We start from the raw sequence: 13,530 nt of genomic DNA, 5'->3' as shown, positions 1-13,530 counted from the left end.
TGGGCATGACCGACAGCCCGCCGGACAGCGTCGTCCGCACGTACATCGAGACCCACCGCGCCGCCTTCCTCGACGACCTCGCCGAGTGGCTCCGCATCCCCTCCGTCTCGGCGCAGCCCGAGCACGCGGGCGACGTACGCCGCAGCGCCGAATGGCTCGCCGCCAAGCTCAAGGAGACCGGCTTCCCCGTCGCCGAGGTCTGGGAGACCCCGGGCGCCCCGGCCGTCTTCGCGCACTGGCCGAGCGAGGACCCGGACGCCCCGACCGTCCTCGTCTACGGGCACCACGACGTACAGCCCGCCGCCCGCGCCGACGGCTGGCACACCGACCCGTTCGAACCGGTGGTCAAGGACGGCCGGATGTACGGGCGCGGCGCCGCCGACGACAAGGGGCAGGTCTTCTTCCACACCCTCGGCGTACGGGCCCACCTCGCCGCCACCGGCGCCGCCGCCCCCGCCGTGCACCTCAAGCTGATCGTGGAGGGCGAGGAGGAGTCCGGCTCCGTCCACTTCCGCGAGCTGGTCGAGGCCCGCGCCGCCGAGCTCGCCGCCGACGTCGTGATCGTCTCCGACACCGGCATGTGGTCCGAGACGACCCCCACCGTCTGCACCGGCATGCGCGGCGTCGCCGACTGCGAGATCGACTTCCAGGGCCCGGACCAGGACATCCACTCCGGGGCCTTCGGCGGGGCCGTGCCCAACCCGGCCGCCGTCGCCGCCCGCGTCGTCGCCGCGCTGCACGACGAGAACGGCCGGGTCACCCTCCCCGGCTTCTACGACGGCATCGCCGAGCTGACCGACGCGGAGCGCGAGCTGATCGCGGAACTCCCCTTCGACGAGTCCGAGTGGCTGCGCACGGCCAAGTCCCACGCGGCCGCCGGCGAGGCCGGCTACTCCACGCTGGAACGGGTCTGGGCCCGCCCGACCGCCGAGGTCAACGGCATCGGCGGCGGCTACCAGGGCCCCGGCGGCAAGACGATCGTGCCCGCCTCCGCCCACCTGAAGCTGTCGTTCCGCCTGGTGTCCGGGCAGGACCCGTACGAGGTGGAGACCACCTTCGAGCGCTGGCTGGAAGGCCGGGTCCCGGACGGGATCCGGTACTCCGTCACCTTCGGCGCCCCCACCCGCCCGTGCCTGACCCCGCTCGACCACCCGGCGCTGCGGTCGGTCGTACGGGCCATGGGCCGCGCCTTCGGCCAGAAGGTCCGCTTCACCCGCGAGGGCGGCTCCGGTCCCGCCGCGGACCTCCAGGACGTCCTGGGCGCACCGGTCCTCTTCCTCGGGATCTCGGTGCCCTCCGACGGCTGGCACTCCCCGAACGAGAAGGTCGAGCTGGACCTCCTCCTCAAGGGAGTCGAGACCACCGCCTACCTCTGGGCCGACCTGGCCGCCACCCACCGCACACCTGCCTGAGGCCCGCGGCCCGGCGGCCGGCACGTCTGCCGCCCGGAGCCCGGAGCACCACCCCGCCGAGCCTGCCATGCCCTACCAATGGGGGAGTTGGAAGTACCTGTGAGCACCCGTACCGAGCCCGAGCGCCCGATCTCGCTCGCCGCGCCCAGCGGCATCGACCGCGCGGCGCACCACCGCCTGGACGAGGCGTGGCTCGCCGCCGCCTGGAGCCACCCGAACACCCGCGTCTTCGTGGTCTCCGGCGGCCAGGTCCTGATCGACGACACCCCCGACGGCGGCACCGCGATCGTGATGACCCCGGCCTTCGAGGCCCCGGTCACCGAGACCCACCGCTACTTCCTGGGCACCGACGAGGACGGCGTACGGTACTTCGCGCTGCAGAAGGACTCGCTGCCGGGCCGCATCGACCAGTCGGCCCGCCCGGCCGGACTGCGCGAGGCCGGGCTGCTGCTGTCCCCGCGCGACGCCGGCCTGATGGTGCACGCGGTGGCGCTGGAGAACTGGCAGCGGTTGCACCGGTTCTGTTCCCGCTGCGGCGAGCGCACGGTGGTCGCGGCCGCCGGACACATCCGCCGCTGCCCGGGCTGCGGCGCCGAGCACTACCCGCGCACCGACCCGGCCGTGATCATGCTGGTCACGGACGCGCACGACCGCGCGCTGCTGGGCCGCCAGGTGCACTGGCCCGAGGGCCGCTTCTCGACGCTGGCCGGCTTCGTGGAGCCGGGCGAGTCGATCGAGCAGTCCGTCGTCCGCGAGGTGTGGGAGGAGGCGGGCGTCAAGGTCGGCGACGTCGCCTACGTGGCCAGCCAGCCGTGGCCCTTCCCGTACAGCCTGATGCTGGGCTTCACGGCCCGCGCCACCACGTCCGAGATCACGGTGGACGGCGAGGAGATCCAGGAAGCCCGCTGGTTCTCGCGCGCGGACCTGCGCGAGGCGATCGAGAAGGGCGAGGTCCTGTCCCTGTCCGGCGTCTCCATCGCGGCGCGCCTCGTCGAGCTCTGGTACGGCGAGCCGCTGCCGCGGCCGGTCGCGTAGCCGCGGCGCCCGCTCCCGTTCCCGCTCCGTAACGTTCGTCACAGCAGAAGGCCCCCGCCTCGGCGGGGGCCTTTCTGGTGGGTACGGCGGGCGCTCAGACGGCGAGAGCCTGCTTGACCTGGGCCAGGCTCGGGTTCGTCATGACGGACTCCGTGCCGGCGGAGGACTTCACGAGCACGGTGGGAACCGTCTGGTTGCCGCCGTTGGCCTTCTCCACGAACGCGGCGGACTCCGGGTCGAGCTCGATGTTGATCTCGTTGTACGCGATGCCCTCACGGTCCATCTGGCTCTTCAGCCGGCGGCAGTAGCCGCACCAGGTCGTGCTGTACATCGTGACGGTGCCCGTGTCCTGCATGCTGCGCTCTCCTTCGTGCGGCCCCGGCGGTCCGAATCTCCGAGTCTCCGAGTACACGAACGTACGCGGCCGCCGGGCCATTCCCGTAAGTACGACGGATACGGGCGCCCTGTGGACAACTTTCCCGTCCGCCCCACCGGACCTGGCAGCATGGCGGGGTGACATCAGCAACGCACTCCCCGTCCTTCCCCGCGGCCGCCGACCCGGCCGACGCGGTCCTCCTGGGCCTCGACCCGGAGCAGCGCGAGGTCGCGACGACCCTGCGCGGGCCGGTGTGCGTGCTGGCCGGCGCCGGCACCGGCAAGACCCGCGCGATCACCCACCGCATCGCCTACGGCGTCCACTCCGGGCAGCTCATGCCGGCCAGCGTGCTGGCCGTCACCTTCACCAACCGCGCCGCCGGCGAGATGCGCGGCCGGCTCCGCGGCCTCGGCGCGGGCGGGGTCCAGGCCCGCACCTTCCATTCCGCCGCCCTGCGCCAGCTCCACTACTTCTGGCCCAAGGCGATCGGCGGGGACATGCCCCGGCTGCTGGAGCGCAAGGTCCAGTTCGTCGCCGAGGCCGCAGCGCGCTGCCGGGTCCGGCTCGACCGGAACGAGCTGCGCGACGTCACCGGCGAGATCGAGTGGGCCAAGGTCACCCAGACCGTGCCCGCCGACTATCCGGCCGCCGTCCTGAAGTCCGGCCGCGAAGCCCCCCGGGACACGGCCGAGACCGCCCAGATCTACGCGATGTACGAACAGCTCAAGCGTGACCGCGGCATGATCGACTTCGAGGACGTGCTGCTGCTCACGGTCGCCATCCTCCAGGACCGCCACGACATCGCCGAACAGGTCCGCGCCCAGTACCAGCACTTCGTCGTGGACGAGTACCAGGACGTCAGCCCGCTCCAGCAGCGGCTGCTCGAACTGTGGCTCGGCGAACGCGACAGCCTGTGCGTCGTCGGCGACGCCAGCCAGACGATCTACTCGTTCACCGGCGCCACCCCCGACCACCTGCTGAACTTCCGCACCCGCTACCCGCAGGCCACCGTGGTCAAGCTGGTCCGCGACTACCGCTCCACCCCGCAGGTCGTGCACCTCGCCAACGGACTGCTGAACCAGGCGAAGGGCCGCGCCGCCGAGCACCGCCTGGAGCTCGTCTCCCAGCGCGAGGCCGGCCCCGACCCGGTCTACGCCGAGTACCCCGACGAGCCCGCCGAGGCCGAGGGCGTGGCCCGCCGCGTCCGGGACCTGGTCGCGGCGGGTGTACCGGCCGGCGAGATCGCCGTGCTCTACCGCATCAACGCCCAGTCCGAGGTCTACGAGCAGGCCCTCGCCGACGCCGGGGTCCCCTACCAGCTGCGCGGAGCCGAGCGCTTCTTCGAGCGCAACGAGGTCCAGAAGGCGATCCTCGCCCTGCGCGGCGCCGCCCGCTCCGGGGGGAACGACCCGCTGCTCGACGACGTCGTCGAGCTCGGATCCCAGGTCAGGGCCGTGCTCAGCTCCACCGGCTGGACCGCCGAGCCGCCCGCCGGCTCCGGCGCCGTGCGCGACCAGTGGGAATCGCTGGCCGCCCTGGTCCGCCTCGCGGAGGACTTCGCCCGCGCCCGGGCCGGCGCCACCCTGGCCGACCTGACGGTCGAGCTGGACGAGCGCAAGGCCGCCCAGCACGCCCCCACCGTCCAGGGTGTGACCCTCGCCTCGCTGCACGCGGCGAAGGGCCTCGAATGGGACGCCGTGTTCCTCGTCGGCCTCACCGACGGCATGCTGCCGATCACGTACGCGAAGACCGACGAGCAGGTCGAGGAGGAGCGCCGGCTGCTCTACGTCGGCGTCACCCGGGCCCGGCACCACCTGAACCTCTCCTGGGCCCTCTCCCGCGCTCCGGGCGGACGGGCCTCCAGGCGCCCCAGCCGCTTCCTGAACGGCCTGCGGCCCGGCTCCGCGGCCCAGGGGGCCGGGCCGGGCGCCGCGGCCGAGCGCGGCCCCCGCAAGCGCGGCCGCCGCGGCCCGGTGCTGTGCCGGGTCTGCGGCAGGACGCTGACCGAGGCCGGCGAGCTCAAACTGACGCGCTGCGAGGACTGCCCCTCCGACATGGACGAAGGGCTCTACGAGCGGCTGCGGGACTGGCGCGCGGGCCAGTCGAAGGAGCAGGGCCTGCCCGCGTACTGCGTCTTCACGGACAAGACGCTGATGGCGATCGCGGAGGCCGCGCCGTCCGAGGGCGGAGAGCTCTCGATGATCTCCGGTGTCGGCGCCCGCAAGCTCGACCGGTACGGAGCCGATGTCCTGGCCATCTGCGCAGGTCAAGAGCCCGGCTCCGAGAAAGCTGACGACGCGTAGAAACTCGTCGGAAAAATAGTTTGCACATGCCCAGCGAAGCCCCATAGGTTCTTAGCAACGGAAACGGTGGCTTCTCCGAAGCCCCTGATCCGTGCTGTACTTATCCGAATACGCATGGGACGGGCCTCCGGGCCGGTCCCCGAGACGCCGAGAGGAGGCGAGACCAGTGACCAGCTTCATGACCTTCAGCAAAATGACCGATCGCTCGGTCGACGCTTCCTGCCTGCTCGGTTCCGTCTCGCTCCTGGGTACCGGTCTGTCCGCGATCTCCGCCGGCAGCCCCGCCGCCCTGCTGGCGACCCTTCCGGTCAGTGAGCGCAATGAGCGACCGATCAAGGCACTGGCGGCGGTAAGGGAAGCCCAGGCACATGGCGCCTATGGGTTTGCCGCCGCGGCCGGTGCCGGATCCAAGACGAAGCAGACGACGAAGCAGCAGCACCACCTGATGTGGGCCTTCCGTGGGCTCGAACCCTGGAGTGATCCAGCCTGACGTGTGTCAGGCCGGCGCCTTCAGGGCCGCGGAACCCCACCCGGGATCCGCGGCCCTTCTGTTTGTCCCCGAACGGGGACGACGGAGCGAAGGGGCCTCGGGACTGGCAGAACCAGTCGGTGTGAGGGCAACCCAGCCGAACCCGGCCGACCGGCCGGAACGACCAGCCACCAAGACGAGGAAAAAACCACCGTGCAACTCGAAGCGCACGCCCCGTCCGTACCGCAGACCCAAACGATCTCCCCGCCCGCAGTCCCGAAGGACCACGCCTTGACTCCGCTCACCGCGCTGACCGCGCTCGACGACGCCATCGAGAACCTCGGCGTACCCGTTCCGTGCCGCACCTTCGACCCCGAGGTCTTCTTCGCCGAGTCCCCGGCGGACGTCGAGTACGCGAAGTCCCTCTGCCGTACCTGCCCGCTGGTCGAGGCCTGCCTCGCCGGGGCGTCCGAGCGCCGCGAGCCCTGGGGTGTCTGGGGAGGCGAGCTCTTCGTGCAGGGCGTCGTCGTAGCCCGCAAGCGTCCCCGTGGCCGTCCCCGCAAGAACCCGGTTGTCGCGGCATGACCGCACACGGAACCATCGACCGCCCCCTCACGCACGACCCCCTGAAGCAGGCCCTCATGACCCCCCACACCACGAGCGAGCAGCCGCACGGCGCCGCCCACGCAGACTTCATCACCGCAGGCGCGATGACCTCGCGTCAGAACAGGACCCGCGAAATGCAACTCATCCCAGAAGCCCTGGCCCGTGCCCATATGGACGACCGCATGCGTGAGGCCGACGCCGAGCGTCACGCCCTGCGCCTGGTCGCCGCCCGCCGGATGCAGCGCCGCGCCGAGCGCGTCTCGCTGCGCGCCCGGCGCGCGCTGGCCATGGCCGTCATGAACTGACGGCCGGTACGGAGCTCAACCACGTCCCGGGGGGACCGGTCCGAACGGGCCGGTCCCCCCGGTGCGTTGCGCACGGCGCACCGCCCCGTACGGAGATATCGTCCGGAGGTGGACCAGCCGACTCCCCGCCCCGCCCCGCCGGGACCCGAGGCCCAGCCCGTCGTCTGCGCGAGCTGCGGTGCCCGGTCCCCGGACGGCGCCCCGCCGACCTGGACCTGCTCCGTGGAGAACGGCGCCAGGCTCTACCTCTGCGACGACTGCGCCCGGGCCAACCTCAGAGCGATCGAGGGCAGGCTCGACTCCTCCTGGTGGTGAGCGGCCCACGGCCGCGCGGCCGCCGTCACGGCGTCACCCCGGCGGCGGAGGGGAACCCCGGCAGCCAGGAGTCCAGTTCCTCCCGCAGCCGCACGGTCGCGCCCAGCTGGCACAGCACCCCGATGGTGCTCAGCGTCACCCGGTGGATCAGCAGGTAGGACGGCGGCAGATTGATCTGCCGGCCCAACTGGTGCGCGGGAGAACGCGGGTCGGCTATCCGGGCCGCCTGACCGCGCAGCCACGGCCGGGTGAAGGTGAACTCCTCGGCCTCGGCGGGCTCGATGATCGGCTTGAGGTACGCCAGCAGCGCTTCGGGGTCCAGCTCGATGGACTCCTTCACGAACCCCTCCGCCCGCAGGTGGCCGTAGACCCCCTCGGCGTCGCCGTCCAGGGTCATCCGCAGCGACCTGCCGATGGGCTCGGGCCAGCCGCCGGGCAGCCGGTCCACCGTGCCGAAGTCCAGCACGCCCAGCCGTGTCCGTCCGTCCGGCTCCGTGATCAGCCGGAAGTTGCCCGGGTGCGGGTCCGCGTGGAGCAGCCCGGTGCGCGCGGGACCGGAGAAGAGGAACCGGGCCAGCAGCTGACCGGCGCGGTCACGCTCCTCCCGGCTGCCGTCGGCTATCACCTCCGACAGCGGGGTGCCCTCCATCCACTCGGTCACCAGCACCTGGTCGCCCTGGTGCACGACGTCCGGCACGACCACGTCCGGATCGTCCTCGAAGGCGTCCGCGTGGGTGCGCTGGGCCTCGGCCTCCAGCTCGTAGTCCAGCTCCTCGGAGACCCGGTCGCGCAGCTCCTTGATCAGCGGCTTGATGTCCATGCCCGGGATCAGCGGCCCCAGCAGCCCCGCGAACCGGCCCAGCTGCTTCAGGTCCGAGAGCAGCGCCTCGCCCGCCCCCGGGTACTGCACCTTGACCGCCACCTGCCGGCCGTCGTGCCACACCGCCCGGTGGACCTGCCCGATCGAGGCCGCCGCGGCCGGCTTGTCCTCGAACTCCTCGAACAGCTCTCGCCAGTCCTCGCCCAGCCGCTGCGCCAGCACCTGGTGCACCGTGGCCGCGGGCAGCGGCGGGGCCGCCTCCTGGAGCTTGGTCAGCGCCGCCCGGTAGGGTCCCGCGACCTCCTCGGGAAGGGCCGACTCGAAGACCGACAGGGCCTGGCCGAACTTCATCGCCCCGCCCTTCAGCTCCCCGAGCGTCTTGAAGAGCTGCTCGGCCGTCCGCTGCTGGAGCTCGCGCGCCACGATCTCCGCGGACTTGCCGCCGATCCGCTTGCCCAGCCCCCACGTGGCCCGTCCCGCGAAGCCGAGCGGCAGCGCGGCCAGCTTGACGGTACGGGTGACCGCCTTCCGGGGAAGATCAGACATGTGCCCCTCCAGTTCCCAGACAGCTGCGCCGCAAGCGGCGGTTCGCGAAGACCCCTCGGACCCAAGGCATCCTGTCATGGCCCTACCGGCAGGCCGGCTCCCGATCCTCCTCCCGTCCGCTCGAGCACGGCCGGACGGCCGGCGGCCGCGCCGCACGGGCAGCCGGGATGGGGGACGACCCCGGAGCGCTCCCAGTGGAGGCCCGGGAGGGCCGCCTCCCAGCGGGCGCCCGTGGAGGCGGGCAGCTCCCCGTCGAGGAAGGACAGGGTGTGGGCCGCGGCCAGGCCGGCGGTCGCCGCCGACAGCCCCAGGTCGCAGGCGGCGGTCGCGCGCCGCCGGTGGGCGGAGCGCCACTGGACCAGCATCCTCGGCCAGGCTCCGTCCCGCTCCACCCGGTCGCGCTCCATGCAGCCCGCGCACGCCGTGGCCCCCGGCAGCACCAGCGGGCCCACCAGCCCGGTGCCCTCCAGCACCCCCGCGTACAGGTGCGGGACCCCCGAGGCGACCCAGCCGGCCGCGGTCCCCGGATCGGGGGCCCACGCCTGCAGTCCGTCCCGCGGGGCGACGACCACCAGGGACAGGCCGGGCTCCGGGCCGTCCCGCTCCCCGGCCCGCGGCGCCCGCCCCGGGGCGGACTCGCGCACGAGCCGGCCCGCCGCCTCGGCGCGCGGCCGGCCCACGCTTCCCGCCCCGAGCCCGCCCGGCGCCACGTCCGCCGGCTCCACCCGGCCCCCGTCGAGGACCTCGACCCGGCCCACGCCCGCGCCCGCCAGGACCGCGGCGATCACGGCCCCCACCCGGCCGCTCCCGCGCACCTGGACCCGTACCGCCCGGCGCGCGGCCACGCCCCGCAAGTCCCCGCCCGGCTCACGCCGCACCAGTGACAGCGAGCCCAGATCGGGGCCCAGCCGCTCCAGCTCCTCCGGCCGCTCCCGCACGGCCTGGGCCCGCGGGCCGCCCGCCGTGGCGTCGTCGAGCAGGCCGGCCCCCGCCAGCCGCCGGACCAGCTCGTCGGCGCAGCCGTCCGGCAGCCCCATCCCCGCGGCCTCGGCCCGCAGCAGGTCCATCCCCCGGGTCCCGTCGATCCGGTCGATGAGCGCACCGGTCGCCGTGTCCACGGGGCCGAAGACCACCGCGTGCGCGGGAGTCACCCCGAACTGCACCGTCCGCAGATCCCGCCACGCCCGCGCCAGCGCCGGCTTCACCTTCGGATACATCGCCGCCCCCTCGATTCGCCATCGCACTCACTTCCCGTACGCCCCCACCGTGCCCTCCCGCCGGGTTCCGTGCGGAAGTTTGTCCACAGGCGGGGGGTATCAGGCATATGAGAGGGAAAGAGGACTGTTCCGGCCGCCGCCCGCGAATCGGTCCTGTCCGAACGCCGGACCTGCGGGACTTCCACGACGGCCAACGGGTACCGTCGTGGCGTGTCCGCCGATCCACCGCAGCGCGCCGTCGAAGTCCGCCGGAGCGCGCGCCGCCGCAGGACCGTATCCGCCTACCGCGAGGGTGACCGTACGGTCGTCCTCATCCCTGCCCGGATGTCCGAGGCCGAGGAACGGCGCTGGGTGGGCGTGATGCTCGACAAGCTGGCCGCCCAGGAGGGCCGGCGCACCCTCGGGGACGCCGAGCTGACCGCACGGGCCGAGCGGCTGTCCGAGCAGTACTTCGGCGCCCGCGCCCGCCCCGGCACCGTCCGCTGGGTCACCAACCAGAACACCCGCTGGGGCTCCTGCACCCCGTCCGAGGGCAGCATCCGGCTTTCGCACCGCCTCCAGGGGATGCCGGAGTACGTCGTCGACTACGTGCTCCTGCACGAGCTCGCGCACCTCCTGGTGCCCGGCCACGGCCCCCGCTTCTGGGAGCTGCTGGAGGCGTACCCGCGCACCGAGCGGGCCCGCGGCTACCTGGAGGGCGTGGTCGCCGCCGAGCGCCTCCCGACGGTCCCCGCCGACGGCGGGGAGTGATCCGCGCCCCCGTACGGGACGTCACGCACGGTGATATGTACCGGGTCGGTACCGACTTGGCCGGATGTCCGTCGTTGCCGTTAGCCTGAGCGCCACGCATTCACAGTCGGGATGGGGGACGGTCGTACGTATGGCCAGGGAATTCCAACGCGGCCACAAGGCCAAGATCAGTGATTTGACGGCGGGCACCGACCTGTACGTGGGCGTCCAGATCTCCGGACCCGGACTCGCCTTCGACATCAGCTGCTTCGGCCTCGACGCGAACGAGCAGCTTTCGGACGACCGCTACTTCGTCTTCTTCAACCAGCCGAAGTCGCCGGAGGAGTCCATCCAGCAGCTGGGCGCCCAGGCGGGCGACAGCGAATCCTTCCGGGTGACGCTGGACCGCATCCCGGCGTCGATCCACAAGCTGTCCTTCACCGCCACCATCGACGGCGCCGGACAGATGTCGCAGATCGGCCCGGGATACATCCGCGTCGTGGCCGGCGGCGAAGAAGTCGTCCGGTACGCGTTCACGGGCTCCGAGTTCACCACCGAGCGCGCCGTGATGCTCGGCGACTTCTACCTCAAGGACGTGTGGCGCTTCGCCGCCGTCGGCCAGGGCTTCGACGGCGGGCTCGACGCGCTGCTGCGGAACTTCGGCGGCGAGGTCGCCGAGGAGGCGGGGTCCGAGCAGCAGGTCCCCGCCCAGGGCGGCGCCGCCCCCGGCTTCGCCCCGCCGCCGCAGGCCGCCGCCCCGGCGCCCTCGTTCGGCGCCCCGGCCCACCAGGCCCCGCCCGCACCGGCCCCCGCGCCGTCGTTCGGCGGGCCCGCACCGGCCCCGGTCCACCAGCCGCAGCCGTACCAGCAGCCCGCCGCCCCGGCCCCGGTGCACGCCGCGCCGACCATGGCCGCGCCGCTCGCCCCGCCGGCCCCCGCCCCGTACGGGCAGCCGCAGCAGCCCTCGTACGGCCAGGTCCCCCCGCCGGCCCCGGCCCCCGCCCCCTACGGGCAGCAGCCGGGCTACGGTCAGCAGCCCGGGCACGGCCAGCCCCCCGGCTACGGCCAGGTACCGGGCCAGCCCCCCGGCTACGGCGGCCAGCCCGGCCCCGCGCCGCAGGCCGCGGCCGGAGCCGGGCTCACCGCCGCGCTCCAGCCGTACAAGGAAGCCCCCACCGGCGCCCGCTGGACCCCGCAGAACCAGCAGCTCATGCGGGTCGACCTGGCGATGGGCGGCCAGGCCGTCCTCGCCCGCCAGGGCAGCATGGTGCTGTACCAGGGCAAGGTGGACTTCAGCTACAAGGGCGCGGGCTTCGCCGGCCGCATCGTCGGCAACGCCACCGGCCAGGAGATGCAGCTCATGCGCTGCACCGGCCGCGGCCAGGTCTTCCTCGCCGAGAACGGCGCCCACCTGCACGCCATCGAGCTCCAGGGCGACGCCATCTGCGTCTCCGCCGAGGCGGTCCTCGCCTTCGACGAGTCGCTCCAGCACGAGGTCCGCAGGATCGAGGGCCACGGCATCCCCGGCGGCGCCCTGTTCACCATGCAGTTCCAGGGCACCGGCACGGTGATCGTCAAGACGCACGGCGTCCCGGTCGTCCTGCCCGTCACCCCGACCACGTTCGCGGACAGCAACGCCATCGTCGCCTGGTCCGCGGCCTCGCAGGTCATCCTTTCCAGCCAGGTCCGGCTCCGGCGCAACGCCTACCCCGGTCACAGCGGGGAGACCGTGAACCTCCAGTTCCGCGGCGCTCCCGGCAACTTCATCGTCGTCCAGCCGTACGAGGTCTGAGGGAGCCCGACATGAACGCAATGAACCAGCAGCTCGCGGGCTACGCCCCGACCCCCGTCACGGCCCGCATGGAGAACCACGGCCGGGCCATGCTCAAGGTGGCCATGCAGAGCGGCCAGGACCTGTTCGCGCGCACCGGCTCGATGGTCGCGTACGAGGGCTTCGTCCAGTACGAGCCCAACCCGCCGGCCGTGCGTCAGATGGCCTCGCAGTGGCTCACCGGCGAGAGCGCCCCGCTGATGAAGTGCACCGGCGACGGTCTGCTCTACCTCGCCGACTACGGCGCGGACGTCGTCGTCATCAACCTCGACAACGACGCGCTGTCGGTCAACGGCAGCAACCTGCTCGCGTTCGACGCACACCTCCAGTGGGGCGTCGAGCGGGTCAAGGGCATGGCGAAGTTCGCCGGCCAGGGCCTGTTCAACGTGCAGGTCTCCGGCACCGGCTGGGTCGCCATCACCTCCCGTGGCACGCCGATCGTGGTCGACTGCGGCCGCGGCGACGACGAGACGTACGTGGACCCCGACGCGCTCGTCGCCTGGTCCCCGAACCTCAAGGTCAAGGGCAAGCGCAGCTTCAAGGCCTCGTCGATGATCGGCCGGGGCAGCGGGGAGGCCTACCAGATGGCCTTCTCCGGTCAGGGCATCGTCGTCGTACAGCCCAGCGAGGACAGCACCGACCGGCTCCGGGCCCGGGGCTGAGGGGGAGCGGACACATCATGCAGAGCGCACTTTTCGCCCACGCCGAGGCGCAGTCCCAGGAGCGGTACGCGGTCCAGAACCCGCAACTGCTGCGGGTCTCGCTGACCGGCACCGACGACGTCCTCGCCCGCAAGGGCGCGATGGTCGCCTACCAGGGCATCATCGACTTCGACGGCGAGTACCAGAGCACCACCCAGCGGGGCGCCCGCGCCCGCACCGGCGAGGGCCTCGACCTCATGCGCTGCTCCGGGCAGGGCACCGTCTACCTCGCCAACCTGGCCCAGTACGTCCACGTCGTGGACGTGGACCAGGAGGGCCTCACCGTCGACAGCAGCTACGTGCTCGCTCTGGACTCCACCCTGCACACCGAGGTCATCGCGGTGGACAGCCAGTACGGGATCTCCGGGTCCGGCAAGTACCAGCTCAACATCACCGGCCGCGGCAAGGTCGCCCTGATGACCTCCGGGCAGCCGCTGATGATGCAGGTCACGCCGGACAAGTACGTCAACGCCGACGCGGACGCCATCGTCGCCTGGTCGACCTCGCTGCGGGTCCAGATGCAGGCCCAGACCCACTCCACCGGAGTCTGGCGGCGCCGCGGCAACACCGGCGAGGGCTGGGAGCTGAGCTTCCTCGGCACCGGCTTCGCGCTGGTGCAGCCCAGCGAGGTGCTGCCGCCGCAGAACGCCCAGCTCGGACAGGGCGCCGCCGCGCAGTTCGGCATGGGCCAGCAGGGCGCGCACGCGCAGAACCAGAACAACGCCTGGAACTGACAACCCCGGCACGACGGCGAAGGGGCGGTCCCGCACGGGCGACCTACGGCGCGGTGGCGAACAGACGGGCCTGCACGGCCTGCTCGATGACAGTGATCAAGGCACACTCCCTTGCGGCGGATCTGCTGCCG

The 13,530-nt window shown here is 72.8% G+C and carries 14 protein-coding genes; 11 read left to right on the top strand and 3 right to left on the bottom strand.

Going from position 1 to position 13,530, the window contains the following annotated elements:
• Window positions 1–5 precede the first annotated feature (5 nt).
• Both ABT106_RS15425 and nudC read left to right on the top strand, forming a co-directional pair.
• Window positions 6–1,412 carry a dipeptidase gene (locus ABT106_RS15425; RefSeq protein ID WP_351276939.1) on the top strand — a complete coding sequence of 469 codons (1,407 nt, stop codon included), beginning with the start codon at window positions 6–8 and terminating at the stop codon, window positions 1,410–1,412.
• A 78-nt stretch (window positions 1,413–1,490) separates the two neighbouring features.
• Window positions 1,491–2,447 carry an NAD(+) diphosphatase gene (nudC, locus tag ABT106_RS15420; RefSeq protein WP_351276937.1) on the top strand — a complete coding sequence of 319 codons (957 nt, stop codon included), beginning with the start codon at window positions 1,491–1,493 and terminating at the stop codon, window positions 2,445–2,447.
• Between the two features lie 94 nt (window positions 2,448–2,541).
• On the opposite strand, the gene ABT106_RS15415 is transcribed toward nudC, so the two are convergent.
• The gene (locus tag ABT106_RS15415) at window positions 2,542–2,802 is read right to left on the bottom strand and encodes a mycoredoxin (RefSeq protein WP_351276934.1); all 261 of its coding nucleotides are present in this window, start codon (window positions 2,800–2,802) and stop codon (window positions 2,542–2,544) included.
• 158 nt (window positions 2,803–2,960) lie between these two features.
• On the opposite strand from ABT106_RS15415, the gene ABT106_RS15410 reads away from it, so the two are divergent.
• The 5 genes from ABT106_RS15410 (at window position 2,961) to ABT106_RS15390 (ending at window position 6,821) form a co-directional block, all read left to right on the top strand.
• The gene (locus tag ABT106_RS15410) at window positions 2,961–5,126 is read left to right on the top strand and encodes an ATP-dependent DNA helicase UvrD2 (protein WP_351276932.1); all 2,166 of its coding nucleotides are present in this window, start codon (window positions 2,961–2,963) and stop codon (window positions 5,124–5,126) included.
• Window positions 5,127–5,304: 178 nt separating this feature from the next.
• A complete protein-coding gene (locus tag ABT106_RS15405) occupies window positions 5,305–5,616 on the top strand; it encodes a hypothetical protein (protein WP_351276980.1) in 312 nt (103 codons plus the stop codon).
• A 192-nt stretch (window positions 5,617–5,808) separates the two neighbouring features.
• A complete protein-coding gene (locus ABT106_RS15400) occupies window positions 5,809–6,180 on the top strand; it encodes a WhiB family transcriptional regulator (protein ID WP_267718071.1) in 372 nt (123 codons plus the stop codon).
• Entirely contained in the window at window positions 6,177–6,506 is a 330-nt protein-coding gene (locus ABT106_RS15395; protein ID WP_267718069.1) for a putative WhiB-interacting protein, read from the top strand. Before ABT106_RS15400 ends, ABT106_RS15395 begins: the two co-directional genes overlap by 4 nt.
• 108 nt (window positions 6,507–6,614) lie before the next feature.
• The gene (locus ABT106_RS15390) at window positions 6,615–6,821 is read left to right on the top strand and encodes a hypothetical protein (protein WP_351276928.1); all 207 of its coding nucleotides are present in this window, start codon (window positions 6,615–6,617) and stop codon (window positions 6,819–6,821) included.
• Window positions 6,822–6,846: 25 nt separating this feature from the next.
• On the opposite strand, the gene ABT106_RS15385 is transcribed toward ABT106_RS15390, so the two are convergent.
• Both ABT106_RS15385 and ABT106_RS15380 read right to left on the bottom strand, forming a co-directional pair.
• Window positions 6,847–8,187: an ABC1 kinase family protein gene (locus tag ABT106_RS15385; protein WP_351276926.1), complete on the bottom strand. Its 1,341-nt coding sequence runs from the start codon at window positions 8,185–8,187 to the stop codon at window positions 6,847–6,849.
• Between the two features lie 74 nt (window positions 8,188–8,261).
• Entirely contained in the window at window positions 8,262–9,404 is a 1,143-nt protein-coding gene (locus ABT106_RS15380; RefSeq protein WP_351276923.1) for a ThiF family adenylyltransferase, read from the bottom strand.
• A 210-nt stretch (window positions 9,405–9,614) separates the two neighbouring features.
• Here ABT106_RS15380 and ABT106_RS15375 point away from each other — a divergent pair, with 210 nt between their 5' ends.
• The 4 genes from ABT106_RS15375 (at window position 9,615) to ABT106_RS15360 (ending at window position 13,399) form a co-directional block, all read left to right on the top strand.
• Window positions 9,615–10,154, top strand: a complete 540-nt coding sequence (locus ABT106_RS15375; RefSeq protein WP_351276921.1) for a M48 metallopeptidase family protein — start codon at window positions 9,615–9,617, stop codon at window positions 10,152–10,154.
• Between the two features lie 130 nt (window positions 10,155–10,284).
• A complete protein-coding gene (locus tag ABT106_RS15370; RefSeq protein ID WP_351276919.1) occupies window positions 10,285–11,925 on the top strand; it encodes a TerD family protein in 1,641 nt (546 codons plus the stop codon).
• A gap of 20 nt (window positions 11,926–11,945) precedes the next feature.
• The gene (locus ABT106_RS15365; protein ID WP_267718389.1) at window positions 11,946–12,626 is read left to right on the top strand and encodes an AIM24 family protein; all 681 of its coding nucleotides are present in this window, start codon (window positions 11,946–11,948) and stop codon (window positions 12,624–12,626) included.
• A gap of 17 nt (window positions 12,627–12,643) precedes the next feature.
• Window positions 12,644–13,399, top strand: a complete 756-nt coding sequence (locus ABT106_RS15360; RefSeq protein WP_351276916.1) for an AIM24 family protein — start codon at window positions 12,644–12,646, stop codon at window positions 13,397–13,399.
• The last annotated feature ends 131 nt before the right edge of the window (window positions 13,400–13,530 follow it).

It is taken from the genome of Streptomyces sp. NPDC002044, from assembly GCF_040296725.1.
GTDB classification, from domain to species: Bacteria; Actinomycetota; Actinomycetes; order Streptomycetales; family Streptomycetaceae; genus Streptomyces; species Streptomyces antarcticus.
This window is presented reverse-complemented; position numbering and strand designations above follow the sequence as displayed.

Excerpts from the sequence above, each read along its gene's own strand:
- ABT106_RS15370 (WP_351276919.1), top strand. The coding sequence starts at position 10,285 with ATGGCCAGGGAATTCCAACGCGGCCACAAGGCCAAGATCAGTGATTTG.
- ABT106_RS15365 (WP_267718389.1), top strand. The coding sequence starts at position 11,946 with ATGAACCAGCAGCTCGCGGGCTACGCCCCGACCCCCGTCACGGCCCGC.
- ABT106_RS15405 (WP_351276980.1), top strand. The coding sequence starts at position 5,305 with ATGACCTTCAGCAAAATGACCGATCGCTCGGTCGACGCTTCCTGCCTG.
- nudC (WP_351276937.1), top strand. The coding sequence starts at position 1,491 with ATGGGGGAGTTGGAAGTACCTGTGAGCACCCGTACCGAGCCCGAGCGC.
- ABT106_RS15385 (WP_351276926.1), bottom strand. The coding sequence starts at position 8,187 with ATGTCTGATCTTCCCCGGAAGGCGGTCACCCGTACCGTCAAGCTGGCC.
- ABT106_RS15380 (WP_351276923.1), bottom strand. The coding sequence starts at position 9,404 with ATGTATCCGAAGGTGAAGCCGGCGCTGGCGCGGGCGTGGCGGGATCTG.
- ABT106_RS15360 (WP_351276916.1), top strand. The coding sequence starts at position 12,644 with ATGCAGAGCGCACTTTTCGCCCACGCCGAGGCGCAGTCCCAGGAGCGG.
- ABT106_RS15395 (WP_267718069.1), top strand. The coding sequence starts at position 6,177 with ATGACCGCACACGGAACCATCGACCGCCCCCTCACGCACGACCCCCTG.
- ABT106_RS15425 (WP_351276939.1), top strand. The coding sequence starts at position 6 with ATGACCGACAGCCCGCCGGACAGCGTCGTCCGCACGTACATCGAGACC.
- ABT106_RS15415 (WP_351276934.1), bottom strand. The coding sequence starts at position 2,802 with ATGCAGGACACGGGCACCGTCACGATGTACAGCACGACCTGGTGCGGC.